The following is a 24,331-nucleotide window of genomic DNA, read 5'->3' as shown; positions in this document are numbered from 1 at the left end:
GATTGACCATGCTATGCTAAGGATTGCTTTAGGAGCAAGATAAATTTATACTACACGCAAAATTCATTTAGCAAAAGCAATAAACCAATCTATTATAAGACCTTATACCAATTGAATTAGGCACTCAGGTATAAAGTTGAGCATCCCTGTATAAATTTTATTCTCAGTAAAACTGCACTATTATTATGCAGATAAAAGAACCCTTTCCACTTTATTAAAGGCAAGAATGAAAAGAATAAATAAGTGGCTATTAATGAGACTCAGTAGGCAACATTAAAGCACTTGAAGAAACAAATGTCCTCAAAATAGCAGATTTGATGAAATTCAGAAAGGTTATATATAGCTGGATAAGTAACGTTCTTTGATTAATAGACTATAAATTCCTGCTTTTTGCGTTTAGCATTTTTATTCATGAATTCCTAGAAATTCATTAGGTACTTGGTAGGGATTTATGAATAATGCAATGCTGGTTTTAAAAAATCGAGTACACAAAGAGAATTGTGCTGATTTAACGCATTATTTCCTTATTAATAGGCAATTATTACTAATAACTCTATAATCAATAGCAAGCCTTCAATAACTTTCCCACTTAGATATAAGGACAAAAGTTAGAATCTTCTTCAAATTCCTGCTCAAAAAACATTGTTCAACTAGCGAAAATATATGCCCATAAAAGAAATACTAACGAAAGTTTTCCTTGCTGCCAATTCTTTTTTTTTCTATAAAGTTAGGAAAAGAAATTCTTTAGATAGATAGGCAGGTAAATTGAGAATAACCTTCGCCTATTTTAGTAGAGTTAACTAATTCATCAAATCTTTCCTAAAAACTTATGATGATAATAGGATTACGCCTACAACAATTATGTATCACAGATTGAATGGATTCTATTAAATAGTTTCCTTCACTAAATGTACTATTTTCTCCAAGGTTTTCTTCGCAGATGAGGCAGCATTTTTAGCATTACCCTCTTTCCCATCCAACTGCTTGACTATTTTTGACACATCCGCTAATAAATCATTTAATCTTTGCTGTTTTTCATCCTCCAAAACTGACTTGCCTGCTTGTAAAAGATTGATACTATCAGTAATCTCTTTCGCATTTCCTAAGAGTCCATCTTTCCCGTCTTCTAATAGATTATTTATACGGTTAGCCCCAAGTAATAATCTGGTGGTATTGACAACGCTACTTAATGCTTCTGTTTTCAATGTGCCTTCTGAGGCCATGGGAATAAAATCTTTTAATATTTTCGCTTGCTTCAATAATTGGGGTTTCATTTCATTTCCTCTCGTATAAGCCTCGTTCTCCAGTGCAAAACTTGCCGATACAAGTGCTTCTTTTAATTCATTGGTTTTAGCATTTTCTGAAAGGACAATAGTCTTTTCTAACAAATCTGCTAACGTTTCTCTTTGTGCAAATACTTTCTGTGTTGATTCAAGCAAAAACAAGGCAATAACGCCTATCAAGACATACTTTTTCATTGGTTACTTTTTTGGTCAATTGTTTTTATTAATTTATTGCTGAATAATCAGTTGCTGTGTTTTTTATTCAATTTATAACGTAAATCATTTTACTTTAACATAAAAATTTTTTCATCCCCTTCATGAATATCAAGTATATAACTATTGTTAATCGCATAGCCCAAAGTAGTGATACAAAATGTCAGGTAATCTAACTCATTTGCTTCCTTAGGATAAATACCATTGGCTTGAAGAATTATAGAATCACCTACAATGATTCCCTCTTCAAATCCAATCAAAATATTCTTTTTGTAGTATCCTACCCCAATATAGGAATCATCGAGGCCTTTCAGGTAGAAGGCATCTTTTTTACTCAAACAGATATAGACACAGCTATAATCATCTTCCATCAAAATACACCCATATCGGGTATGGCTTTTTTTTGAAAACTCCATTAGAGAGGCATGTCTGCACCTTTCCTCATTCAAAAGAAGATTTTGAATTTTTTGGCTTAAAAAATAATTAGCAGGTTGATAATTTTTATGCTTTAAAGTCCCTAGCAAGAAAAAAAAATGAGTATAGCCCTTATGCGAAAGAATCTTTTCGATCATTTTCTTACTCACCGCACCTATTACCAGTTCATCAGGAATATTTTTTTTACTAATTGAGGTATATGCTAATAAAGGATATTGCTTATACGTAATTTCCATATTAATTTACTTTGGTCTTACCTGTCAATCATAGAAACTATCAGCACATAGATAGCTTACAGTTATAAAGTTTCGTTGTATCCAAAGTAGCTAAAAGCTCATAAGCTACTAACTAAATTGGAATAATGCAATAAGAATATGCTACATTATATAATAGATATCAATAAATGCAGGAATAATTATATTCTTATTTAGAAAATAAAGGTTATTGTCTAGCCATAGCCTGTATTGCATCGACTACCAAATGCAATAAATACATTTAAAATAAGTCTCTGACAAGTATAATTGTTAGGCATTAGTATAGAATGGTTTATACCTAAAAAAGATAATAAGTATTTAATCCTATTCTCGATTGAATCATCTATTAAGGGACTTCTCAGGCATGACTTTTCGGTAGTAATAGCACAACATTTTATATGGTTTATCCAACTATTTGAATCTACATAGAAGTCTATTTCGGGCTTCATCCTAGAAGGTTAAAGCTATCTGAGAAACTTCAGTAGTTGATTATTTACTTAAATCATACAATGCCTTTGAATGGCCCACTTCCTGATTTAAATCATCTGTTTAAATTTCTATCTTACATGTTTTTAGCACCCAACAGACCTGACAGGCCTCTATGAAGATTTTAAAGTCCGCAAAACAATTCATCATCAAACCATCTTTAACTTTTTAGTTAGTGTTTAACCAAAATCCTCTCGACAAAATATGGCAAATAAAAGATATCTATTGAAATGGCGCACAAAGATAAATATAGATTCATAGTATAAATCTACCGGACACTATTTTTTTTTATACGGTAGTGTTTATTAAATTTGTGTTTTATTCAGATAATTATTTTATAACTTAATCGCATCAATTATTTCTATGAAAAGAGCATTAGTATGTGGAGCAGGTGGTTTTATCGGAGGCCATTTGGTTAATCGCTTAAAGAGTGAAGGTTATTGGGTAAGAGGAGTAGATTTAAAATATAATGAATACGACAATCGGAATGCGGATGATTTTGTGATAGGTGATTTGACAGATCCGGTAGTTTGTAAAAATGTTTTAGAAGGCGGATTTGATGAAGTATATCAATTAGCGGCTGATATGGGTGGTGCAGGATATATTTTTACAGGTGAAAACGATGCAGCAGTTATGCACAATTCAGCACTCTGTAATCTGCATATGTTACATGCCGCACAACAGGCAGGTGTGAAAAAAATATTCTATTCGTCGTCGGCTTGTATGTATCCTGAATACAATCAGCTTGACCCTGAAAATCCTAAATGTTCAGAAGAATCTGCTTATCCTGCTGCACCGGATAGCGAATATGGTTGGGAGAAACTATTCAGCGAACGTCTTTATCTTACTTACCAACGTAACCTGGGTATCACAGTAAAAGTAGCTCGTTTTCATAATATCTTTGGCCCGCAAGGTACCTGGAAAGGTGGCAAAGAAAAAGCACCTGCTGCTATCTGCCGTAAAGTAATTGAGGCAGAAGATGGCGGTACTATCGAAATCTGGGGAGATGGCAAACAAACCCGGTCATTTTTATATGTGGATGAATGTGTTGAGGGTGTACGCCGTTTGATGGAATCTGATTTCTCTGGCCCGGTGAATATCGGCTCTGAAGAAATGATTTCTATCAACGATTTCGCTAAAATGATTGCTGAGATTTCGGGTAAGAAAATAACCATTAAAAATATTCCCGGTCCACAAGGTGTTCGTGGTCGTAACTCAGACAATGCCTTGATTCAGGAGAAATTAGGTTGGGCACCATCCCAATCATTAAGAGAAGGTATCACCAAAACTTATCAATGGATTGCTGAGCAAGCCAACATAGAGGTAGCAGAACTGGTATAAGGATTGATCATTCAGTGCTTAAAGTTAAAGATGGCTGAATTAACGTTCAGTCATTTCTTTTTATCCTTATCATCTATGTATGGGTTCTTACTTATATTTATATGATTAAAGCTGATCGTCTATTCATAGAGACTTAGACCCCTTTCCTATTCCAACAAAAAAGTCCGATTATGTCGGACTTTTTGCACTTAAAATCATAGTCTAAAAATATAAACTAAAATTATTCTTATAAATTCAATGTAATATTGTTAATGGATTCTTTATTCAATTCGAAATCCACGTTTATCTTTTTTTTAACTAATGGTTTCTGTCTTAAGGCATTAATTATAAGTTTAATAAATTTTACGGCTTCCATGACAATCAGCGGAAAGATAACCGGGGAAATAATGATTAACGTAAGGGCTAATAAAGCATAAAAAATAGATCCTATTATCAAGCGAACTATTCTCTCTATTTTCATAAGTTGTAGTTACGTATAAAATTGTTCATTGAGAAAAAGAGAATGTTTATAGCTATCAGATACTCCGGTTCTGTCTCTCTCTTAAATCATAAGCAAATATGACTAATTTTCTTACCTATTGTATCTTTTTTTTACAATTCTAATTTTTTTTTAATCTTAAACTTACCGAACGGTAGCATTGCCAATTTCTGACTAGATCTACGGATAATATCTATATATCTTTTTTATTATTATTTTTATGTTACAAACTACCTTCTGGAGCGCTAAGAAAGTGGTTAAACTCATTCTTACCATAGACCTTTCCGGTACTTGGAAAATTTAAAAAGCCGAATTGGACCCAAGAAAATACTTCGTTAAATTGTATCCCATACTGTTAAAATTAGGAAACTTTCTTTTAAATTTGTAGGTATCTGCAATGAGCAAAAATTAAAGTCCTTTACCATTAATTATTCATATACTGATACTAACTTTTAACTAATTCTTTATCTCTTATTTTATGTTGTCTAACAGACTATCATCTACCATGCGGGTATTTATTGCGTTACTTTTTTTTAGTGGTGTGCTTTTCTTCGCTTCCTCATGTGTCCGGGTAACGACTAAGGATATAACTTATTTTCAAAGTGACGATTCACTCTCCTACCAAACACTTCCTTCCATTACCCCACAGGTTACGCTCATTCAGCCGGACGACATCTTAGCTGTTACCGTGAGTAGTTTAAGTGAGGAGTCAAATGTCATTTTTAATTTCCCCAATATTAATCCACTCACCACTACCAGTTTTCCTGGGGTTAATAGTGGTGGTGGAATGGGACGTAATCAACCTTTAGGTTATTTAGTCTCTCCTCAGGGAAATATTGATATGCCTTTAGTCGGCTCTATTCAGATAAAAGGGATGACCTTAGAACAATCGGCTGACAGTATCAAAAGCAAACTTTTGAAGTTTTTAAAAGAACCGACGGTTAATGTGCGTTTCTTAAATCATAAATTTACCATTATAGGTGAAGTCAATCGTCCTGCTGTGTTTAATTTACTGGATGATCATACTACTTTGCCAGAAGCGATTGGTATGGCCGGAGATTTAACCATTTATGGTTTACGAAAAAATGTGACGTTGATTCGTACCACAGGAGACAAGCGAGAAGTGGTTAAAATAGACTTAACGAAACGGGATTTTTTTAATTCCCCTTACTATTATATCCGAAACAACGATGTCATTTATATTGATATTAATAAGGGGAAGGTCACTTATACAGACCAAAGGATCCAGAATCTGCAATTAATTCCTATTTATACAGGTATTGTTACAACGGCAGCATTAATCCTTACTTTGATTTTTAAGTAACTATAACCTGAGTTATTCAAAAATAAAATATTAATTTGCTTAACGAGTTACTGGCAGCTGTTTGTAGCTCGTTTTGCTTTATAGGCTTCTGAACAATTCATTTGATAAAGTATTGTGTACCAGTGCATACAAGTTAGGAGGAGGTTCTACTCAAAAAATAAATTAATTCAAGAAAGATTATCGTACATTTGTCTGAAATGAAGAACGATAAATGGCTTAAATTAAAGACAAATTATTTTGCTTGATTGGCCAATTCAATAATCTTATTATCATATAAAATTTAGCTTACATGTTTTCTTTTTTTAGTGGAGGAAAAACACTTACTGATGCCTTTTCATTCTTAAAAACAGATATTCATTCGCATTTAATTCCTGGAATAGATGATGGCTCTCAGGCAATGAAAGATACAATTCAGTATATACAAGAGTTACATAAATTGGGTTATAAAAAATTAATTACCACTCCTCATGTAAAGGCAGGTATTTATCCCAATACTCCTCAAACCATTCATCAGGGTTTAAAAGAAGTTCAGGAAGCGTTACAAGCCCAAAATATCGATATAGTTCTGGAAGCTGCAGCAGAATACTTATTAGACGAAGCCTTTGAAAATATTCTTCAGCAGAAAGAAATTTTATGCTTTGGCGAGAAAAAATATGTGTTAATCGAAATATCCTTTATTGCTCCCCCACCTAATTTAAGCGAAATCATTTTTACACTCAAAACACAGGGATATCGTCCGATTATGGCGCATCCCGAACGATATGGGTATTGGTGGGGCCATCTGAACAAGGTTGCCCACCTAAAAGATACCGGATGTATTTTGCAATTAAATTTATTATCCTTAATTGGTTATTACGGGAAAGAGGTCAAACAAGTGGCTGTTAAATTGCTAGAAGCAGATCTCATAGATTTCGTCGGGACAGACTTGCATCATGAAAGACATCTCCTTGCTCTCCAACAATTAGCAAAGAATTCCAAAATAATGAAATTATTAAAGCAGAAAACGTTTCTTAATGAAACTCTTTAAATGGCCTAATAAGCCATCATTTCTCCTTTAATCATATTATAAACAGTAGCAGTAATAATTTTTATATCAAGCCAGATATCCCAGTGCTCGATATACCAGATATCAAATTCTACTCGTTTTTTCATTAAGACAATATCCTTGGTCTCACCCCGATAGCCGTTTACTTGTGCCCATCCGGTAATGCCGGGCTTTACCCAGTGTCTTAATAAATAATTATCAATCTGTTCTTTACTCTCAATATTATGTTGTACTGCATGGGGCCTTGGACCTACGACAGACATATCCCCCAATAATACATTAAAGAACTGAGGCAATTCATCTAAATTGGTCCTTCGTAAAAACCTACCTATTTTGGTTATTCTGGGATCATCCTTCTCCGTTTGCCAGAACCCCCCATCATGTTTACGGGTGGAGCTATCGCTATACATCGAACGAAACTTAAAACAAACGATTTTCTGATTATTTTTCCCCCACCTCTCCTGTAAATAGAAGACAGGGCCTTTAGAGTCCAATTTGATTAGAATGGCTAAAATAGGTATTAACCAGGAGAAAATAAAGATGATGACGGCCAGACTAAACACGATATCAAATAATCGTTTAATTAACCTGAAATGCCACTCTTCTAAGGGATTTTTCCTGAGTGTAAGAATCGGGTTACCGCCAAATAATTCCAATTTATACTGTTTAAACCCATATTGACTATATTCGGGAATAATCCTTGTCTTTACGCCTTCCTTTTCAGTAATTTGAATAATATTTTCGATATAGGATTTATCAAATGTTGGTAAAGCTACGATGACTTCCTGAATGGATTTCTTTTTAAGAAGGCTTTCAAGGCTGGCTAAATTACCACTATACTTGCCATTGAGAAATTCAGGCTTATGTTCATCAATAAACCCAACTACTTTGTAACCAAATTGAGGAGAATCACTAAAAATTTTATAGAACGATATGGCACTTTCACCTGTTCCTACAATCAGGATATTTTTTATTTTGTATCCTTTTTCATAGATGAATAAACTTATTTTTTTGAACATGTATTTTTGTAAAGTCATTAGCAGCGTAACCAGTAAGATATCCAAAAAAACCAGTTTACGGGCAAAAATACGATCATTGATCAGAAATAAATAGATCATAAGTGTGACGCCTTGCACGATGATATTCGGAACTACTACTAAAAATTCATCAATATACTTGACAGTCCTGAATTCATCATATAATTCCGTATACCGGCTTGAAAAATACCAGCTTACCAATAAAAGAAACAACAGGAAAAAATCTCTGTTACTGAAAGAACGACCACTCAATATTTGTGCCGCTCCAAAACAAAGAATAATACAGATGGAATCTGTTATTAATCTTATATGATATATTTTTTTTACATTTGAAACCATGGTATTTGCAAAGGAAGGTTTCCTTAATAGGTGTACTTACAAAATTTAATTGACTCTCGTCGGATATTTTTATTACTTACAATAGCCCAATTCATCGCCCAGGATTTCAAAAGCCCATTTCTTTTTATCAATCAGATAATTATTTTGTTTATAAGGCCAGTTTACCCCTCCATCCGTACTCGCCCTTAAATCATATTTCTGACCAATTCTTAACAGATAGGTTTTAGCCGTTGTCGCATTTCTGGTAATAGTAGGCATATTAATCCATTGGTTTTTACCAGGCTCACTGAACTGCGTTTTCATTTGAGAAGGGATAGAGGCTTCATCCAGTTTTTTGCCTTTTGGACAAGTAATGTCAAATTCAAGTTCTATCCCTGGAGGCACAAGCAATGAAGTAACATCCAGACTGAAATTCTTGCTTTCACAGATATTAAAATTGACTGATTCATCGATGGACTTAGTCCGGTCCCCACCATAGATATGGTTGTAATTATATAATTTTAGTCTGGTCTCCTCCATTTCCTTAGGTAGATTACCTAGTCTGAAGACCGCATTATTATTGAGATTGATATAATAACTGGCAATCGTATTGCCAGTTTTGGTATTCACCAACACGCAATAATACAATAGATCTACATCTTTAAAATTGCTCTTAATTGTAAATGCAGGGCCTTGTTTACAGAGCCAGCGTGGCCAGCCATTGATCCAGTAAGCAGGATAGGCGATTTGTGCTTGACATTCCAATTTCCCTGTATTGGCATTCTTGATAATCGTAGAACTTCCCTCAATTTTCCAGATCCCAGTATAGGGACTATAACTGATTAAGGGTATGGTATCTCCTGCTTTTATTAAACTTTTTGTCTCAGGGTTCACCGTATTGGGATTCAATTCAAGATTAATAGTCATAGGTTTAGTAAATGCCCTTGCCACTTCCTGTTGTTTAGAACTTATTTCAAGGAAGGCAAAACTTGCGAGGGTAGAAAAATTAAAGGCATCCGGCAGACTGGCATTATTCAGATCGAAAGGGTTTCTGGCCAGGCCGCCTTCAGGCAGGTAAGCACCTCCTGAACGGTTATCAAAATGATGCATCACAAAATCCATTTCACCAGCGATTGGTTGCTTCAGACTATTCAAGAATACGGTTCCTTCTTGGATCATGACCCATGCATTCTCCTGTTTAGACGCAGATTCAGTTTTTAAAGTAGATGGTTTTGTTAGGGATCCTTGTGTAGTAGTCGATAGGGTAAATTGATTAACTGATACCCCGGCCGGTGGAGTATTGATACTAAAAAACCTGGGACTGTAATATTGATTGCCTGTACCGGTAAAAGTAAATTCCTTAATGAGTTTTGTAAACCCCTCGGCTTCCGCTACGACTGTAAAGGTAACAGGTGCCTGAGCCGAAGGTATAATGTCAGGATTCACAGCTAAGAAAATAAGGCCTTCCTTGGTAATTTTAAAATTTCTTGTATTCAGGTTAGTCACTATTTTATCCGCATCCTTACCTGCAATGATTAATCTGACGTTGTCTGGCAATTTACCAGTTGTACTGGAAAACCTAATTTCCAGTTTAGCCTTTTCTATGGGTTCCTTGAATAGCAGTTGAAAACCATCTAAAGGGTTCTTGCAGGTACTCAACACAAATAGGACTAGTATCCCTGCAATGACTAAAGGATATGTTATTTTTAGCCTCATAAAATCGCAAATGGGTCTTTCACTCTCAAAAACTTTCGTTTGCTCACGTATTTAATTATCTCGTACTAATGACGAGTCCAACAAGTGCTCCGTATTTACGGCTAAATATTTTCAGTCCAAACTATTGTATTCTATACCTGAGATTCAGAGATAGTACAGGATAAAAGCTATAATTTCTCATATTAGCCTGTATCAGGGCCACCTGCGTATCTAAGGTAGTAGATTCCAGAAAACCCTCAAATTGGGCTTGTATCTTGGGACTCCCCATATAAAAACAACCCATAGTAAAGCTGACACTTAATTTTTTTTTAGATATGGGTTTCCCGATACCTATTCCTATATAAGGCATAAGCCTACTCCATTGGATGGCCAGATCAACCTGCCCGAAATCTTCTGGGGCTATTTCCACGCCTCCTAAGAGAAGTCCGGTTGGAGAAGTTACCCTGACAAAATACCGTTGCCTGACACTATACCCCACCCCACTTTTCAAATAAAGCCGTTTTTTCTTCAATGGGTACCAGCTGATCATCCCTGTGACAATATTCTGGCGAATATCCGGCTGAAAAAAAATGTCAGATTCTTCCGGTGTTCTATAATTAATTTCTTTGTTAAATTTAAAATAGCTGTATCCCAGCTCTCCTACTAATACTACTTTTGAGGGAATGCGCAGTGAAATATTTCCTCCAATGCCTAAGGTAGATGCATTTAATCCGATTACAGTTTTCTTTATGGTATTAATAAAGGCGGTATCCTTTGGCATACCCAGACTATAGTCAGATAAAAAACATAATACAAGGGTGTATGCATTTATAAGAAAAATCTTCATCACTGTTGGAACAGAACCTTTGATAGTGTAAACTAAAGTATCTCAGGCTATTAAGTGTATTGAAAAGTTATAATAAAAGAAGAATTTATTATTCACTGGTACTACAAAATGAAAAGTCTAAGGAGTAAATATTTAGTTTATTTAGTTGTATAATCAAGTAAAATTCTTGGTGTAACACATATTTTCCTTGAATCATCTTTTAAAAAAGGTTCAGAATAGACCTTTCTCACCAATACAATTAATAGTTGTTACGCAACTGATTTTTCCAATAATTACTATGATACATTCTTAACTTTTCATCTAACTGATACCCGGTTCTATAACGTTCGCCCATATTGTATCCTTTTACATACAGGTATTCCCATCTGAATTCGTCAGCAGTCCTCCAATGAAAATGTTTACTTTTTAATATTGACCCTGGCGGAATCGGGACAGCAAAATTAAATCCTACTGAAGTTCCATTCATTGTTTTCAAAACATAGAATCCAATTTCTACATTGGTAAACTGCCGGATAAAATCGAACCTGATACCTCTATCTTCATATAAATACTGCCCTCCTGAGAGCTTAAGTGTAAGATCATGCTTGTATATCCGATAGCTTATATCGCCCAACAATAATATATGTTCCGGTTTTTGATACTCAAAGTAGTCGCCTGAAATTCTATAGTAACCCGTATAAGAGCCCTCCAATCCAAATGACCAATGCTTGTTTACGTCAAAATACCTGTACTGCATATTGATACCATATTGATCTTTGTAAAACAACCCTGCGGAAAGGCTCATAAAATTTGCCCTTTGAAAAACGAGAAATTTATTCAGAAAAGTGGGGGCCAATCGCAATCGCATAGATTGTTTGTCTAAATCATTGATAAGGGGGAATGCAATTCCGGTAGTCAATGCCAAACCTCTGCCTAAGTATAGCTGCGTATTGAGCAATAAATTGATTTTTGCTTCTACAGGATTATCAAAATTGCCAAATTTAGCGGTGAATTGTGGCAATAGGGAAAAATCGACTTTATACTCTTTGAAAGGAAACCATTGCCTGATACCAAATTTTTTCTGAGACTGTTCTGTCAGTAATTCTCCTACTAGTGTTTTGCTTTTTTTTTGATAAGAAACAAAGGGAACACCCTGAAATAGAGGAATATACTTTTGTTCAGTCGTATCAGATAAAGCATAACGCAATTCTACAAATCCATTATATGGATTTCTATAAACACGTTGCTCATAGCTAACCTTTATACTATCTTTAACTACATATTCATACTTAAGGAAGGCTTGCGCTTTTTTCTCCTTCTGAGCGCAACTAATATCTATTATGATATAAAAACATACAATACAACTAATAAACTTTTTCATCTATTTTGGTAATGCTTTTCTTAGGCTTAAGTAGTTGTATATTAAAAGAAGAGCCGAACATGAACTGATCCCCATTTAATAATCCACCTTGAATAGTCCATTTTTTCCAGAGTGTCGCATACATTCCTACATTTAAATGCTGTGAATCCCATTCAGCCATTAAACCAGCCTTATTTTGAAAACTCAATTTCAAGCCACCAAAAGGGCCAACTAGATAGCCATTATTGAATACGAAATCACTTTTTTTCTGAAATTTTAGATTAGAAAAAATATTTGAGTTAGCTGTATTTAGCTGAAAGTTTCCTTCTCTGGAAACAATATATGGACTACCATAGCCAACTGTTGTTTCTAAATCTAATAAAGAACTTAGCTTAAAATGTTTAGTTGCCACTAAAACATTGGTTAGCATGGCTGTTTCAATCATAAAGGGAGAAGAGATAATAATAGCTAAAGAAGGGAACTTAGGTTTTTCTTTTATTAATAAATAAGAAATATCCACCTGCCTATCTCCCAGCCCTTCTCTTAATTTGCTTTTCTTGGTTTGAACTGGCTGTAATAAACTAAGTGTAAGCGTCAAACGAGGGAGCAAAGTAATGCTTGCAAATATTACCTGTTCCGGATTGGTATTTTTATTTCTTAGAGAATATTTAATAGGATTGTAATTATATCCAAAACTTAAACTCCCATCTCTATATGCAGTAGAATTGGGAATATATAATAAACCGGATTTACCAGATAGGTTCATTTGAGCATTAACAGAACTACATATAAAAATATAAAGAAAGTAATGCTTGAATAATTTTATAAATAGCTCCAAGCTAAAAATCCTATCTTTTGTTCTTTTTGACAAAAGAATAAGAGATAGGATTCCTTTATCTATCATAATTTTAATTTAATAATATTTTAATCAAAGATAATTAACCTTGACCTTGGTCATGACAAGTCTTGATACTATTATTGTAAGTAGTTTGCATGCTAGCCAATGTTGCATCATAGGCTGCCTTAATTTTAGCCAAGTCTGTCGTTTGCGCCGTTTTTGCTGCTGCCATAGCTGCATCTGCTATTACATCACAAGCTTTAACAGTGGCTGAATAAAATCCCGTTGCTGCAACAACAGAGTTATATAAATCGAAATAAACAAAGAAGCTTAAGAGATTGTACATATCCTGCGAAATAGTCTTATTCGTTAACAGGGTATTTAAACCAGCCAGTTGCTGATCGAGTTTTGTTTTAGCTGCAGTTGCCGCTACGGTTAAGGCAGCAGTTGCTGTTGTTTTGCAAGTGGCACTACTAATACCTGCTATTCTGGTTGCATAAGTATCATTTACTATTTTTTCCTGAGCAACTTTATTAGCATCTAATGCTTTTCTAGCTGCATCGTAAGCAACTTGTGCTGCTTCAATACATGGGCTTGCGGTGACATCTGCCACATCAAAATCTGGCAAAGCAATTACCGGGTCATCTATATCCTTTGAAGATGGGGGTATTTCTTTAACAAGACCACTAACAACTATTCCATTTACTGATGGATTAGTAACTTTGGGTAAATAAGAGGCTAAGGCCGGATTAGCAGCTATTGCTTTCATTGAAGCACTTAAATCCGCTGGGATGGCACCACCACTTAACATAGTATTGACAACCGCAGGAGTAAATGCAGTGGCCAACTTACCAGCATCTGTAGGTGTCACTACTTTCTGTACATCTGACGCTGTAGTAGTAACAACTGTTGTAACTTGTGCAGCACTCAAATCTGAAGAAACTGTGGTAGCAGTCGTAGAGGCCGTTATACTTCCAGGGGTAGAAGTAACTGCAACAGGTGTTGTTTGTGTTACATCAGGCAATTTTACATCTTTATATCCTGTTGTAAAATCAGGAATTTCTGGTGGTGTTTCCTTTGGCTTACAGTTATATAAGCTCATTGCTAGAAATAATACTAGACTTAAGCTTGCAAATTTAAGAGGGCTTTTCGCTTTCATATTACATTGAATTTGTAAGAGATAATTGTATTTAAAATTAGTTTTTACTTGTTAAAATTCACTAACTATACCCTATAACGTTTTTATTTTAGCAATTAAAGGCAATCCAACATCAGATTATTAATGTTGTAGTCAAAGAGTATTTATATTGTTTTGTTGTAGTTATTATTATGTAAACAGATATATTAAAAACAAATATTACGCCGAATTTCAAACATTTGAAAAGGTATTTATTAGATTTTAATACAATACAAGGAATGAATTTTCTTTTTTTAACACAGCCTTGCAACGCTTAATTACCTCTAAAATAGGGGGATTCTGTCTTATTGCCAAATAATATTTGATATATTTATTCTTCGGCAGTTAAATATTCAAAAATTCTTTATTAAAGACAAAAAATTGTAAAGTTTATCCTAAAAAATAAATTATTAAATATTTATACAATTTTTCGAATATAATAATTTAAAGCCTATCTACTAAATAGTTTAATATCCGCCTGCATCATATCTTTGACTAAAGAAGGTAAATTATACTTAGGCTGCCAACCTAATTTTGTCTTGGATTTGGTAGGATCTCCAATGAGAAGATCTACTTCTGTAGGTCTAAAATAGCGTGGGTCAACAAAGACTACCTCTTTTCCTATAGGTAATTGATAATTTTGATGACTACATGAGGTAATATATCCAATCTCATTTACTCCTTCTCCTTTAAATGCTATGCCAATGGCAACCTCTGCAAAAGCCATTCTAACAAACTCTCTTACTCTAGTTGTAATTCCAGTAGCAATAACAAAATCTTCAGGTCGTTCTTGTTGCAAAATTAACCACATAGCTTCTACATAGTCCTTTGCATGGCCCCAGTCCCTTTGCGCATCTAGGTTACCTAAGTATAAAGTTTCCTGTTGGCCTAAAGCAATCTGAGCTACTGCTCTGGTAATTTTTCTGGTAACAAAGGTTTCTCCACGTAAAGGGGACTCATGATTAAACAAAATACCATTCACCGCAAACATATTATAAGCCTCTCGATAATTAACTGTAATCCAATATCCATAAAGTTTAGCTACTGCATAAGGTGAACGAGGATAAAACGGAGTGCTCTCAGATTGAGGTACTGCCTGTACTAATCCATACAATTCAGAGGTTGATGCCTGATATATTTTTGTTTTTTCTATTAGTCCTAAGAGTCTAACTGCTTCTAAAACCCGTAAGGTGCCAATTCCATCCACTTGTGCTGTATATTCTGGTTCGTCAAATGAAACTTTTACGTGAGACATAGCGCCTAAATTGTAAATTTCATCCGGCTGAACTTCCTGAATAATACGTATAATATTAGTAGAATCAGATAAATCCCCATAGTGCATAATAAATTTGACCCCTCTCTCATGTAAATCTTCATACAAGTGATCCACTCTCTGGGTATTAATTAAGGAGCTTCTCCGTTTAATCCCATGAACCTCATAGCCTTTCTCTAATAAAAAATCAGCCAGATAGGCACCATCCTGTCCGGTAATACCTGTAATCAATGCTCTTTTCATGAATAATTACTTCGATTTATAATAAATGTTATAATAATCGGTTTATTTAATTAAAAAACTCTATGCAGTCTAATGTTCTCTAAGTATTAAGCGGTTCTTAAATTATCCCATTCTCAGAGAGGTATAATGATCCAAAAAGTCCTGATAGGCCATACCTATTCCCTCTTCGAGTTCAATTGCATGTCTCCATCCATAACTATGCAATTTTGAAACGTCCATTAATTTACGAGGGGTACCATCTGGTTTGCTACTATCCCAGAATAAATCCCCTTTAAAACCCACTATTTTTTTTACAGTTTCAGCTAATTCTTTAATAGTAACGTCCATACCTGTTCCCACATTAACTAATTCTGATTCACTATAATGTTCCATGAGGTAAACACAGGCCGCCGCCATATCATCTGCATGTAGAAATTCTCTCATAGGCAAACCTGTACCCCATAAAGTAACGGAGGATAAATCATTTTTTTTAGCTTCATGAAACTTACGAATCATAGCGGGCAAAACATGTGAATTCTGTAAATCATAATTGTCATTAGGCCCATACAAGTTTGTAGGCATAACGGAAATAAAGTCACAACCATACTGGCTTCTATAAGCTTCACATAATTTTATACCTGCAATCTTGGCGATGGCATAAGACTCATTAGTAGACTCTAGATAACCACTTAGGAGATATTCCTCTTTTAAAGGTTGAGAAGCTAATTTAGGATAGATACAGGATGAGCCCAGGAATAGTAGTTTCTTAACTCCAGTTAGATAAGCATTATGAATTATATTATTTTGTATGGCTAAATTCTCATACAAAAAATCAGCTCTGTATGTATTATTGGCAATGATTCCTCCAACTTTTGCCGCCGCAAGAAATACATATTCAGGCCTTTCTGCTTGAAAAAAAACTTCTACTGCATGTTGGTTCCTTAGATCCAATTCTTTAGATGTTCTAAGTACAAAATTGGTATAGCCATCCTTTTGTAATTTCCTTAGAATTGCGGAGCCAACCATCCCTCGATGACCTGCCACATATATTTTAGCACTATTTTTCATACTGTCGAGATTTAATTTTATATTCCCCAATTATTAGGTAAGGAAGTATTTTGATAAATCCCCAATAACGAGGAACGTTTTTCTTTGGATCCTCAAAGGCTCTGTAAAGCCATTCCATTTTTATACGTCTCATCCATATTGGTGCTCTTTTTACTGACCCTACGCCCGCATTAAAATTAAAAATAGCACCAAAGCCAAACATAACACCCTGATTCAAATAAGGTAATAATCGACTCATAAAATACTCCTGCTTTGGAGCTCCTAAAGAAACCCAAATAATGTCCGGTTTATCTTCGTTTATCATTTTAGCAATACCTGGATAATCAAAATCTTCAACTGCTCTAAAAGGTAGTTCCTCAAATCTCATCTTAGAAATTTCTGGATCAATTTTACTAAGTCTGGATTTCAAACCATTTAATATAGTTCTAGTATTCCCAAGAAAAAACTGCCGATATTTACATTTACGAACATAAATTTCAAATAAATCTGCACCTATATAAGATTTAAATTTCTTATTATGAATAAAGCCCAAAATTTTTGCTAGCATTGAACCATCGCAAATATTAACAAGGGAATTATTGACTACTTTCTTAAACTGCGGAATATTATTTGCTACAGTTAGGTTATTTGCTTCTACTGAACAGACATAGCCTTTATCTTTACTCTTGATAGCAGTCTCAATAATTGAATCGACTTTGTCTTTATTGAATTCTAATTTGATGCCGAAATACATTTTTTCCATAGTTATTTACATTGTGTTGCAACACCCCAGTATAAAAATTTTGTTTCTTGGTTTGCTTTTAGACTGTGAATTGTATTACTTGGCACTTTAATAAATGCACCTGCATTTAAAGTATACACTGTTTTTGCAATTAGGAAATCCACATGCCCGTTAATAAAGTAGAAAAATTCTTCCATTGTCGGATGCATATGTTCCGCTACGAATTCACCTGAAATAAGTGTCCCTATCGCTGCTTGGGTTAAAGGACTTTCACATTGCAAACCTGTGCAGAATATAAACTTTTCCCCAACTCCATGAGTAGTATTTTCAAACTTAGTTTCATCAAAATTAATTTGTATAACTTCTTTATTCATTTGAAATTTGAGATTTAATCCATGCAAATTGCTCTTTTAAACCATCTTGAAGGGAAACCATAGGTTCCCAACCTAATATATCTTTTGCTTTTGTGTAATCAGCACTACGAGCCTTATCTCCTTCAGGTTTAGTTGTATCAAATACTACATCTATTTCTTTCCCAGAAATTTCCACAACTTTATATGCAATTTCTTTAATTGAAGTACAAATTGATGGTCCTAATTGAATTGTTCCTTGACCAAGCCCTCTTTTTAATGATAAAACTATACCATTAACAATATCTTCTACATGAATAAAAGCCCGCCCTTGCTCTCCACTCCCCCAAACTATGAATTTTTCCTCAGGATAATTGATCGCTTTACGGATTAAAGCCGGAATAACTTGACTTCTTTCTCCAAAGTCACAAGGGGAACCATATACGTTATGAAACATTAAGCTGCATGTGGGTATTCCTGTTTCCTTTTCTAAAAGTTCCGTTTCATATTGGCCCATTAGTTTACTCCATCCGTATGCTGATTCAGGGAATGCGGGATAAAGCTCATCTTCCCTTAAAGGAATTACATCTAAAGAATTTTGTCTAGTTAACGGGAAACTACAGGCTGTACCGGCATATAAAAAGCCTTTGAGATTTCCCTTAGCTTTTCTTGCAGACATAATTACATTTGAATTGATTAATATATTCTGACGAAATAAATCACCTTGATTGTTAAAAACATAATTAATTCCTGCAACGATATCTGCTAAGTGAATTATATAATCTACTTTTTCAGCTAAATCATCACAGGTGCTTGGTATTGAAAGGTCAAGGTCATAAAAATCATTTTCCAAATCAATAACATATTGTCCCTCCTCATCTTTTAGATAGTCGAGCTTTCCTCTCCATAAATTATCTATTACTATTACGCCATAACCTTCTTTCAGAAGTCTTTTTACAAGATTTGAGCCTATCATTCCTGCTCCTCCGGTTACTAAAATTCTAGATTTATTCATAAAATTCGTTGAGTTTTTTAATGTAATCTTCTGGATTAAAGTTTTGGAAAATATACTTTTTTGCACTGTTACCGAGCGTTAAAAGCTTATCTCGTTTTTGATTAAGCTCTATTATTTTTCTAACTAACTCATTATAATTTCCTTTTCCAATAATAAATCCATTCATTTCGTTTGCCACAACAAACTTCATCGAACCATCATTTGTTACAATCGGAACTAATCCGAAAGACATAGCTTCTAAAAGCGCCATAGGCAATCCTTCGCCAAACAGCGAAGGAAGAAGAAATATGTCTGTTTCTTTAAAAACATTTACTTTATCTCTCCCTTTTAAGACCCCTCTATATTCAAAGCTACTGCCTAGTATTTTAGACATTTGTTCGATAAAATACACCTCTTCCGGCCCTTTTCCCGCACATATAAATATAATTGGAATTTCTTTTGCCTTAATGATTTTTATTGCTTCAATTATAGTTTCTATACCTTTACTAAGTGTAATTCGCCCCAAAAACAAAATTTTGATTACCTTGGTGTGATTTGTCTGCTTAGTTAATTCTTCCGCTTCTTGCAAATCAACACAATTCGATAGAACCTTTAAATTATTTCCTTTAAACTTATTCTCAATAATTTCTTTTTCTAAATCACTCAATACTATTTTAACTTCATTTCCAGAAAAAATATATTTTAAACAAACATTTATCCATTTAGGAGGTGATTCATGCATCAAAAACTCTCCACCATGGAAATGCATAACCATTTTACATTTAATTAGTCTTGCAAAAAATATAAATGGAGTATCTCTAATAATAGACGGTTTACTTAACGCATAATTAAAATGTATAATATCAATTCTTTTTGTTAGGCTTAAATATGAAAATGACCAAAACGAAGATAATATTCTTATAAACCACTTAATGCTTCTTCTTTCATTATCTCGCTTACCTAACTCAATATGTATATATTTGTTATTCTTATTGTTATCGATAATGAAACTTGTAACAGATGATACTCCACTGACATTAATACTTGGATCTAAACTTGGAGCGGTAATTATAATCTTCATTTATTAAATCTATAATTTTAAATAATCTGCATAACCTTCTTTAAAAGTTTCATTTTTGAAAATATCATAATCTAACTCATTGATATTTCCTATTATTTTAGCAGGATTTCCAGCTACAATTAAGTCCTTAGCTACACTTTTTGTAACAACTGAATTCGGAGCTATAACCACATTATCTTCAATTACTACTGGCCCAACAATTACACTCCCCGGACCAATAAACACTCTATTGCCAATTTTCGGCGCATTTCTATATGGGCTTTTACCCACAATCATTGAATTTACTCCTATACTACAATTTTCTCCAATTTCAGCACTTTCATTTATTAGAACTCCTATGCCTCCATACACAAGGAAGGTTCCTTTACCAATTTTTGTTTTATAAGAAATTTTTGAGCTGTAAACAATAAAAATTATAAGTGTAATTAACTTTGGAATAAAAGGTATCTTTTTAAGATATAAAAACCTGGCAATTTTATAAAGCTTTATAGCATTATACATATGAGTCTTTTATTATGGATAATCTTCTATTTAGATTCTATTAAGAAAATAAAATAAAATGTTTTAAACTGATTTTATATTAATCTCTCTTAACCGCATTTTTTCATCATAATCTTCTAAATTCAGTTTTACAATTCAAAATAAGTGGCTAATTATTTTAAGATATATATCTATTACTATACTAAATATAACAAAGACTCTTAATTTTTATAATAATAATCATTGGGTATTGTACTGAAATGTATGATGATTTTTGAGAAGAGAAGCAATGAGGTGTAACTTTGGTAAATGTGTCTAATAAATATCAAAGTAAACTGCCCTCATTGCCATTCTACAAAAGTCGTCAAAAATGGCATCAAAACCACAGGGCGGCAAAATTTTTTATGCAATACCTGTGGTAAACAATTTCATAGGACCGCCGACGCGGTGGGAATATCTCTATCAAGGAGCAAATCCATTGGTAAAATTTCAAGTAAAAATCGGACCGCCGAAGCGGTTCTTTGCTTCATGGTAGTGGCATTCGAGACTGTTATAAGATATATGGCATAAGCCCTCAAACCACTTTAAATCTTATACTTTCAGAAGGGAAAAAAGTACAGATTTCTCCCCAGCAAAAGTATTATGAGTGTATCGAAATTGATGAAATGTTCTCTTTTGTAAGCAAAAAGCGTAAAAAAGTTTGGATATTCTATGCTTATGCACCCGAAACAAAAGAAATTTTAGCGGTAACAATGGGTAAACGTAATCGAAAGCAATTACAAAGTTTAATGGTACAGATTAAAAACCTTCATATTGAAGTAGGTTTTTATTGTACTGATAAATTTCAAGCATTCAGAGAGGTTTTACCATATTCCAAGCATTTAATTGGTAAAAAGTTTACAAAGAATATTGAATCGGACCGCCGAAGCGGGGGTCAATACTCTTATCCGCTCTAAAATAGCCAGATTTCATCGTCGCACTACCAAGTTTTCAAAGAAGCTAACTATTCAATGGTTTTTAATGAAAATATTCATTTTCTATTTCAACAAAATGCCATCATACATTTAAGAACATAACCAATCATTGAAATGTTACTTCTTTTTTCTGATAAGATTCTCCAATGATATAATTATTAAGATTAAGTTTATCCAATGACGTTTAATGCACTCTAAGATAAAACCATATTTAAATGGTAACTCTTTGTAGGGGTAATATTCAAATAACTCGTTCCAAATATTATCCTTACAAATAGCTTTAATTATCTTTTTTTTCTCTGAGCTAGAAATACTTTGCTGTCCTATAGAAAAAAGAACAAATCTAGTATATCCAATGAATAACCTACCTGCTCTCAATTGGTACTCTTTCTTTTCGCTTATTAAAGACAATTTTCGACAAATTTCTTTGTATAAAACTTTATTTTTGGAGAAGCGATCTGAACGATATGAAGTTGTAAGAGAAGACTCATTTGAACAATAGTAATACAACGATTCTGGAAGAAATGCTATTCTCTTCGCCTTTTGAAGATAGTCCATATGAAAAATAATGTCTTCCGATATAAATTCTCTTTCAGATGGGAATATTACATGGTGCTCCTTAACTATAGATCGGGCATAGATAGCATGCCATACAGACATCTCGTATTTACGGTCTATTGGGCTATTGGGTTCTGTCCCAATCATATCCAATAAAACTTCCTGTATATCATCTTGAGATTCAATAACTTTCAATGCTTGCACATCCTTTATGGGCTGAATTCTCAATTTATTATCGATTCTATTATATCCGCAATAAACAGTATCTAGATTGTATTTTTTCGCAGTATTATACAGTTCCCTAAACATCGAAGTAGCAACATAATCATCAGAATCAACAAAGGCAAGAAATTCACCAGTTGCTATATCAATACCACTATTACGGGCAAAGCCTAAACCTCCATTCTTTTTATGAATTACTTTTACACGATAATCCTTTTCTGTATATTCATCGCATAATTTTGGGCTGTTGTCAGGTGATCCATCATCTACTAATATAATTTCAATTTCTTGGAGAGTTTGACTCATCAATGATTCTATACAACGTGGAAGGTATTTTTCAACGTTGTAAACCGGTACTATTATACTTACTTTAGGAATTGTCATTTAATAATAGATTGATTTTAACTCAAAATCCCTATCCTCTCAAATAATATTTTTAATATATATATTATATTATTTTTCTTTTCAGTAAAAAATATAGGTTTATGTATCAAATTATATTCTTCATGATATTTAAAATAAATATTAAGCATCCATTCTGAAAGATATCCTAATTCTCTCGGCTGCACTATATCATTATTATTCTCAATATCTTTAACTATCTGAGTCTCCAAATTAAATAGCCATTGTGCATATTTATCAAGTATTCCTTTTTTTGTTATGATTATATTTCCAAAAAACATTTTAGGAGAAGTAAATACTGCTTCAAAAGCTGATATATAATTAGGGCAAACCTTTATAATAGCATTTCTTATTAATACATATGAGCGTTGTTCTCGGATTTTGGAATAATCTTCAAAATATCCATTAATGTTGGATCTTCGTACGTAATTTGGTAAAATAGCATCATATTTATTCAATAAGTTTATTATCTGCTTTTCATCTAAGATATTTTTTTTAATATTTAATGCATATCTCCGTCGCCCAAGAAATCTTCTATAATGCACTAAACCAGTATAGTCACATTCTTCTCCATTTTTCCACATCCAATACAGTCCTGTTAACTCACAAAATAGAGGATTCATTGCTGAAATATTGTCTCCTGAATTATCCTTAAATCCTTCATTAATTTTATAGGATGATTTTTCCGCCCCAGAATGTAATAGATGATACCCATTTTCGTACAAATAATTCACACATGGCTTATGTGTAGCTATATAAATCATTACTTTTTTCATTTTTTAAACAGTTTTAATACATTCTCAATTATATGATGCATATCGTAATATTTATATTCTGCTAACCTTCCACCAAATATGTATTTTGACTCTTTCTCGACAAGTTCTTTATATTTATTATATCTTTTATTATTTCTATCATCATTAATCGGATAATAAGGCTCATCACCACGTTGCCATTCTTTGGAATACTCTCGACTAATAAATGTTTTGGGTTGAACACCATATTCAAAATGTTTATGTTCGACAATCCGGGTATATGGTACTTGTGCCTCAGTATAGTTTACGCCGGCATTTCCTTGATAATTATCTATATTTAGCAATTCGTGTTCAAACCACAAGCTCCTGTAGTCCAAAGCACCAAATTGGTAATTATAAAATAAATCAATTGGCCCAGTATAGACAACCTTAGCAGCCAATGCATCTAATTCAGATTGTGAATTAAAATAATTTGTATTCAATCTAACTTCACATCTTTCTAATAATTTATCAAACAGTTTAGTATAACCACCAATAGGTATGCCCTGATATCTATCATTGAAATAATTATTATCAAAGGTGAAGCGAAATGGTAACCTTTTGATGATAAAAGCCGGAATTTCTGCTGCAGGGCGTCCCCATTGCTTTTCTGTATATCCTTTGATTAATTTTTCATAAATATCTCTACCTCCTAATACCAAAGCTTGCTCTTCTAAATTCTTGGGCTCATTGATATAGGAAAATTCCTTTCTCTGTTCATCAATTTTGGCCTTGGCTTCTTCAGGTGTTTTAACACCCCATAGTTGGTAGAAAGTATTCATATTAAAAGGTAAATTAAATAATTTCCCCTTATAATTGGCTACCGGCGAATACGTATAACGATTAAATTCTACTAGAGCATTTACATAATCCCACACTTCTTTATTGTTAGTGTGAAAGATATGTGGTCCGTACTTGTGGACGTTAATACCTTCTATTGTTTCAGTATAACAATTACCCCCAATATGGTCTCTTTTATCAATCACAAGACAAATTTTACCTCTTTTTGTAGCTTCATGTGCGAAGACCGCACCAAATAGGCCTGCTCCAACTATCAAGTAATCATATTCCATCGTTTTATA

General features: G+C 33.6%; 23 protein-coding genes. 5 read left to right on the top strand and 18 right to left on the bottom strand.

Translation table 11 applies throughout. The annotated features are described in order from the left end of the window. Positions 1-887 precede the first annotated feature (887 nt). Both H1R81_RS09040 and H1R81_RS09035 read right to left on the bottom strand, forming a co-directional pair. Positions 888-1,478 carry a hypothetical protein gene (locus H1R81_RS09040; RefSeq protein ID WP_181840383.1) on the bottom strand — a complete coding sequence of 197 codons (591 nt, stop codon included), beginning with the start codon at positions 1,476-1,478 and terminating at the stop codon, positions 888-890. A gap of 89 nt (positions 1,479-1,567) precedes the next feature. Then, positions 1,568-2,167, bottom strand: a complete 600-nt coding sequence (locus H1R81_RS09035) for a hypothetical protein (RefSeq protein ID WP_181840382.1) — start codon at positions 2,165-2,167, stop codon at positions 1,568-1,570. Positions 2,168-3,034: 867 nt separating this feature from the next. On the opposite strand from H1R81_RS09035, the gene H1R81_RS09030 reads away from it, so the two are divergent. The 3 genes from H1R81_RS09030 (at position 3,035) to H1R81_RS09020 (ending at position 6,841) form a co-directional block, all read left to right on the top strand. After that, the gene (locus tag H1R81_RS09030; RefSeq protein WP_181840381.1) at positions 3,035-4,012 is read left to right on the top strand and encodes an NAD-dependent epimerase/dehydratase family protein; all 978 of its coding nucleotides are present in this window, start codon (positions 3,035-3,037) and stop codon (positions 4,010-4,012) included. Positions 4,013-4,968: 956 nt separating this feature from the next. Then, complete coding sequence (locus tag H1R81_RS09025; RefSeq protein ID WP_229251086.1) at positions 4,969-5,814, top strand: polysaccharide biosynthesis/export family protein; 846 nt, start codon at positions 4,969-4,971, stop codon at positions 5,812-5,814. A gap of 289 nt (positions 5,815-6,103) precedes the next feature. Then, positions 6,104-6,841: a tyrosine-protein phosphatase gene (locus H1R81_RS09020; protein ID WP_181840380.1), complete on the top strand. Its 738-nt coding sequence runs from the start codon at positions 6,104-6,106 to the stop codon at positions 6,839-6,841. Between the two features lie 5 nt (positions 6,842-6,846). Here the strand turns inward: H1R81_RS09020 and H1R81_RS09015 are convergent, their stop codons facing one another. The 13 genes from H1R81_RS09015 to H1R81_RS27430 form a co-directional block, all read right to left on the bottom strand. Beyond that, a complete protein-coding gene (locus H1R81_RS09015) occupies positions 6,847-8,235 on the bottom strand; it encodes an undecaprenyl-phosphate glucose phosphotransferase (RefSeq protein WP_181840379.1) in 1,389 nt (462 codons plus the stop codon). A gap of 72 nt (positions 8,236-8,307) precedes the next feature. Further along, on the bottom strand, positions 8,308-9,930 hold the full coding sequence (locus H1R81_RS09010; protein WP_181840378.1) for a hypothetical protein: 1,623 nt from the start codon (positions 9,928-9,930) through the stop codon (positions 8,308-8,310). A 121-nt stretch (positions 9,931-10,051) separates the two neighbouring features. Continuing rightward, the gene (locus H1R81_RS09005; RefSeq protein WP_181840377.1) at positions 10,052-10,756 is read right to left on the bottom strand and encodes a hypothetical protein; all 705 of its coding nucleotides are present in this window, start codon (positions 10,754-10,756) and stop codon (positions 10,052-10,054) included. 238 nt (positions 10,757-10,994) lie between these two features. Beyond that, positions 10,995-12,116 carry a YjbH domain-containing protein gene (locus H1R81_RS09000; RefSeq protein WP_181840376.1) on the bottom strand — a complete coding sequence of 374 codons (1,122 nt, stop codon included), beginning with the start codon at positions 12,114-12,116 and terminating at the stop codon, positions 10,995-10,997. Then, a complete protein-coding gene (locus tag H1R81_RS08995; RefSeq protein ID WP_181840375.1) occupies positions 12,100-12,999 on the bottom strand; it encodes a YjbH domain-containing protein in 900 nt (299 codons plus the stop codon). Before H1R81_RS08995 ends, H1R81_RS09000 begins: the two co-directional genes overlap by 17 nt. Positions 13,000-13,033: 34 nt before the next feature. Further along, a complete protein-coding gene (locus tag H1R81_RS08990; RefSeq protein WP_181840374.1) occupies positions 13,034-14,035 on the bottom strand; it encodes a hypothetical protein in 1,002 nt (333 codons plus the stop codon). Positions 14,036-14,561: 526 nt separating this feature from the next. Then, positions 14,562-15,626 carry a GDP-mannose 4,6-dehydratase gene (gene gmd, locus H1R81_RS08985; RefSeq protein WP_181840373.1) on the bottom strand — a complete coding sequence of 355 codons (1,065 nt, stop codon included), beginning with the start codon at positions 15,624-15,626 and terminating at the stop codon, positions 14,562-14,564. 102 nt (positions 15,627-15,728) lie between these two features. After that, positions 15,729-16,673: a GDP-L-fucose synthase gene (locus tag H1R81_RS08980; RefSeq protein WP_181840372.1), complete on the bottom strand. Its 945-nt coding sequence runs from the start codon at positions 16,671-16,673 to the stop codon at positions 15,729-15,731. Then, entirely contained in the window at positions 16,663-17,415 is a 753-nt protein-coding gene (locus H1R81_RS08975) for a WecB/TagA/CpsF family glycosyltransferase (protein WP_181840371.1), read from the bottom strand. The genes H1R81_RS08980 and H1R81_RS08975 overlap by 11 nt, the downstream gene beginning before the upstream one ends. 2 nt (positions 17,416-17,417) lie before the next feature. Next, the gene (locus H1R81_RS08970; protein ID WP_181840370.1) at positions 17,418-17,768 is read right to left on the bottom strand and encodes a cupin domain-containing protein; all 351 of its coding nucleotides are present in this window, start codon (positions 17,766-17,768) and stop codon (positions 17,418-17,420) included. Then, entirely contained in the window at positions 17,761-18,759 is a 999-nt protein-coding gene (locus H1R81_RS08965) for an NAD-dependent epimerase/dehydratase family protein (protein WP_181840369.1), read from the bottom strand. Before H1R81_RS08965 ends, H1R81_RS08970 begins: the two co-directional genes overlap by 8 nt. Continuing rightward, the gene (locus tag H1R81_RS08960) at positions 18,752-19,819 is read right to left on the bottom strand and encodes a glycosyltransferase family 4 protein (RefSeq protein ID WP_181840368.1); all 1,068 of its coding nucleotides are present in this window, start codon (positions 19,817-19,819) and stop codon (positions 18,752-18,754) included. Before H1R81_RS08960 ends, H1R81_RS08965 begins: the two co-directional genes overlap by 8 nt. Before the next feature lie 9 nt (positions 19,820-19,828). After that, positions 19,829-20,320 (bottom strand): serine O-acetyltransferase, encoded by a 492-nt coding sequence (locus H1R81_RS27430; RefSeq protein WP_181840367.1) that lies wholly within the window; start codon positions 20,318-20,320, stop codon positions 19,829-19,831. Between the two features lie 288 nt (positions 20,321-20,608). Here H1R81_RS27430 and H1R81_RS27775 point away from each other — a divergent pair, with 288 nt between their 5' ends. Together H1R81_RS27775 and H1R81_RS08945 are read left to right on the top strand one after the other, a co-directional pair. Beyond that, positions 20,609-20,869: an IS1 family transposase gene (locus H1R81_RS27775; protein WP_181840366.1), complete on the top strand. Its 261-nt coding sequence runs from the start codon at positions 20,609-20,611 to the stop codon at positions 20,867-20,869. After that, complete coding sequence (locus H1R81_RS08945; RefSeq protein ID WP_181840365.1) at positions 20,821-21,255, top strand: IS1 family transposase; 435 nt, start codon at positions 20,821-20,823, stop codon at positions 21,253-21,255. Before H1R81_RS27775 ends, H1R81_RS08945 begins: the two co-directional genes overlap by 49 nt. Before the next feature lie 135 nt (positions 21,256-21,390). Here the strand turns inward: H1R81_RS08945 and H1R81_RS08940 are convergent, their stop codons facing one another. Genes H1R81_RS08940 through glf form a run of 3 tightly spaced genes read right to left on the bottom strand, consistent with a single transcriptional unit; the run spans position 21,391 to position 24,322 of the window. Next, complete coding sequence (locus H1R81_RS08940; RefSeq protein WP_181840364.1) at positions 21,391-22,437, bottom strand: glycosyltransferase; 1,047 nt, start codon at positions 22,435-22,437, stop codon at positions 21,391-21,393. 17 nt (positions 22,438-22,454) lie between these two features. Continuing rightward, positions 22,455-23,231, bottom strand: coding sequence for a DUF4422 domain-containing protein (locus tag H1R81_RS08935; protein ID WP_181840363.1), 777 nt, complete (start codon positions 23,229-23,231; stop codon positions 22,455-22,457). Continuing rightward, positions 23,228-24,322: a UDP-galactopyranose mutase gene (gene glf / locus H1R81_RS08930; RefSeq protein WP_181840362.1), complete on the bottom strand. Its 1,095-nt coding sequence runs from the start codon at positions 24,320-24,322 to the stop codon at positions 23,228-23,230. Before glf ends, H1R81_RS08935 begins: the two co-directional genes overlap by 4 nt. Positions 24,323-24,331 lie beyond the last annotated feature (9 nt).

It is taken from the genome of Emticicia sp. BO119 (assembly GCF_013912375.1).
Lineage (GTDB): Bacteria > Bacteroidota > Bacteroidia > Cytophagales > Spirosomataceae > Emticicia.
Note: the sequence above shows the minus strand (reverse complement) of the source record. Positions and strands in the feature narration are given on the sequence as shown.

What these genes read in the sequence shown, in the direction of transcription:
- H1R81_RS09040 (WP_181840383.1), bottom strand. Translation starts at nt 1,478, where the DNA reads ATGAAAAAGTATGTCTTGATAGGCGTTATTGCCTTGTTTTTGCTTGAA.
- H1R81_RS09035 (WP_181840382.1), bottom strand. Translation starts at nt 2,167, where the DNA reads ATGGAAATTACGTATAAGCAATATCCTTTATTAGCATATACCTCAATT.
- H1R81_RS09030 (WP_181840381.1), top strand. Translation starts at nt 3,035, where the DNA reads ATGAAAAGAGCATTAGTATGTGGAGCAGGTGGTTTTATCGGAGGCCAT.
- H1R81_RS09025 (WP_229251086.1), top strand. Translation starts at nt 4,969, where the DNA reads ATGTTGTCTAACAGACTATCATCTACCATGCGGGTATTTATTGCGTTA.
- H1R81_RS09020 (WP_181840380.1), top strand. Translation starts at nt 6,104, where the DNA reads ATGTTTTCTTTTTTTAGTGGAGGAAAAACACTTACTGATGCCTTTTCA.
- H1R81_RS09015 (WP_181840379.1), bottom strand. Translation starts at nt 8,235, where the DNA reads ATGGTTTCAAATGTAAAAAAAATATATCATATAAGATTAATAACAGAT.
- H1R81_RS09010 (WP_181840378.1), bottom strand. Translation starts at nt 9,930, where the DNA reads ATGAGGCTAAAAATAACATATCCTTTAGTCATTGCAGGGATACTAGTC.
- H1R81_RS09005 (WP_181840377.1), bottom strand. Translation starts at nt 10,756, where the DNA reads ATGAAGATTTTTCTTATAAATGCATACACCCTTGTATTATGTTTTTTA.
- H1R81_RS09000 (WP_181840376.1), bottom strand. Translation starts at nt 12,116, where the DNA reads ATGAAAAAGTTTATTAGTTGTATTGTATGTTTTTATATCATAATAGAT.
- H1R81_RS08995 (WP_181840375.1), bottom strand. Translation starts at nt 12,999, where the DNA reads ATGATAGATAAAGGAATCCTATCTCTTATTCTTTTGTCAAAAAGAACA.
- H1R81_RS08990 (WP_181840374.1), bottom strand. Translation starts at nt 14,035, where the DNA reads ATGAGCTTATATAACTGTAAGCCAAAGGAAACACCACCAGAAATTCCT.
- gmd (WP_181840373.1), bottom strand. Translation starts at nt 15,626, where the DNA reads ATGAAAAGAGCATTGATTACAGGTATTACCGGACAGGATGGTGCCTAT.
- H1R81_RS08980 (WP_181840372.1), bottom strand. Translation starts at nt 16,673, where the DNA reads ATGAAAAATAGTGCTAAAATATATGTGGCAGGTCATCGAGGGATGGTT.
- H1R81_RS08975 (WP_181840371.1), bottom strand. Translation starts at nt 17,415, where the DNA reads ATGGAAAAAATGTATTTCGGCATCAAATTAGAATTCAATAAAGACAAA.
- H1R81_RS08970 (WP_181840370.1), bottom strand. Translation starts at nt 17,768, where the DNA reads ATGAATAAAGAAGTTATACAAATTAATTTTGATGAAACTAAGTTTGAA.
- H1R81_RS08965 (WP_181840369.1), bottom strand. Translation starts at nt 18,759, where the DNA reads ATGAATAAATCTAGAATTTTAGTAACCGGAGGAGCAGGAATGATAGGC.
- H1R81_RS08960 (WP_181840368.1), bottom strand. Translation starts at nt 19,819, where the DNA reads ATGAAGATTATAATTACCGCTCCAAGTTTAGATCCAAGTATTAATGTC.
- H1R81_RS27430 (WP_181840367.1), bottom strand. Translation starts at nt 20,320, where the DNA reads ATGTATAATGCTATAAAGCTTTATAAAATTGCCAGGTTTTTATATCTT.
- H1R81_RS27775 (WP_181840366.1), top strand. Translation starts at nt 20,609, where the DNA reads ATGTGTCTAATAAATATCAAAGTAAACTGCCCTCATTGCCATTCTACA.
- H1R81_RS08940 (WP_181840364.1), bottom strand. Translation starts at nt 22,437, where the DNA reads ATGACAATTCCTAAAGTAAGTATAATAGTACCGGTTTACAACGTTGAA.
- H1R81_RS08935 (WP_181840363.1), bottom strand. Translation starts at nt 23,231, where the DNA reads ATGAAAAAAGTAATGATTTATATAGCTACACATAAGCCATGTGTGAAT.
- glf (WP_181840362.1), bottom strand. Translation starts at nt 24,322, where the DNA reads ATGGAATATGATTACTTGATAGTTGGAGCAGGCCTATTTGGTGCGGTC.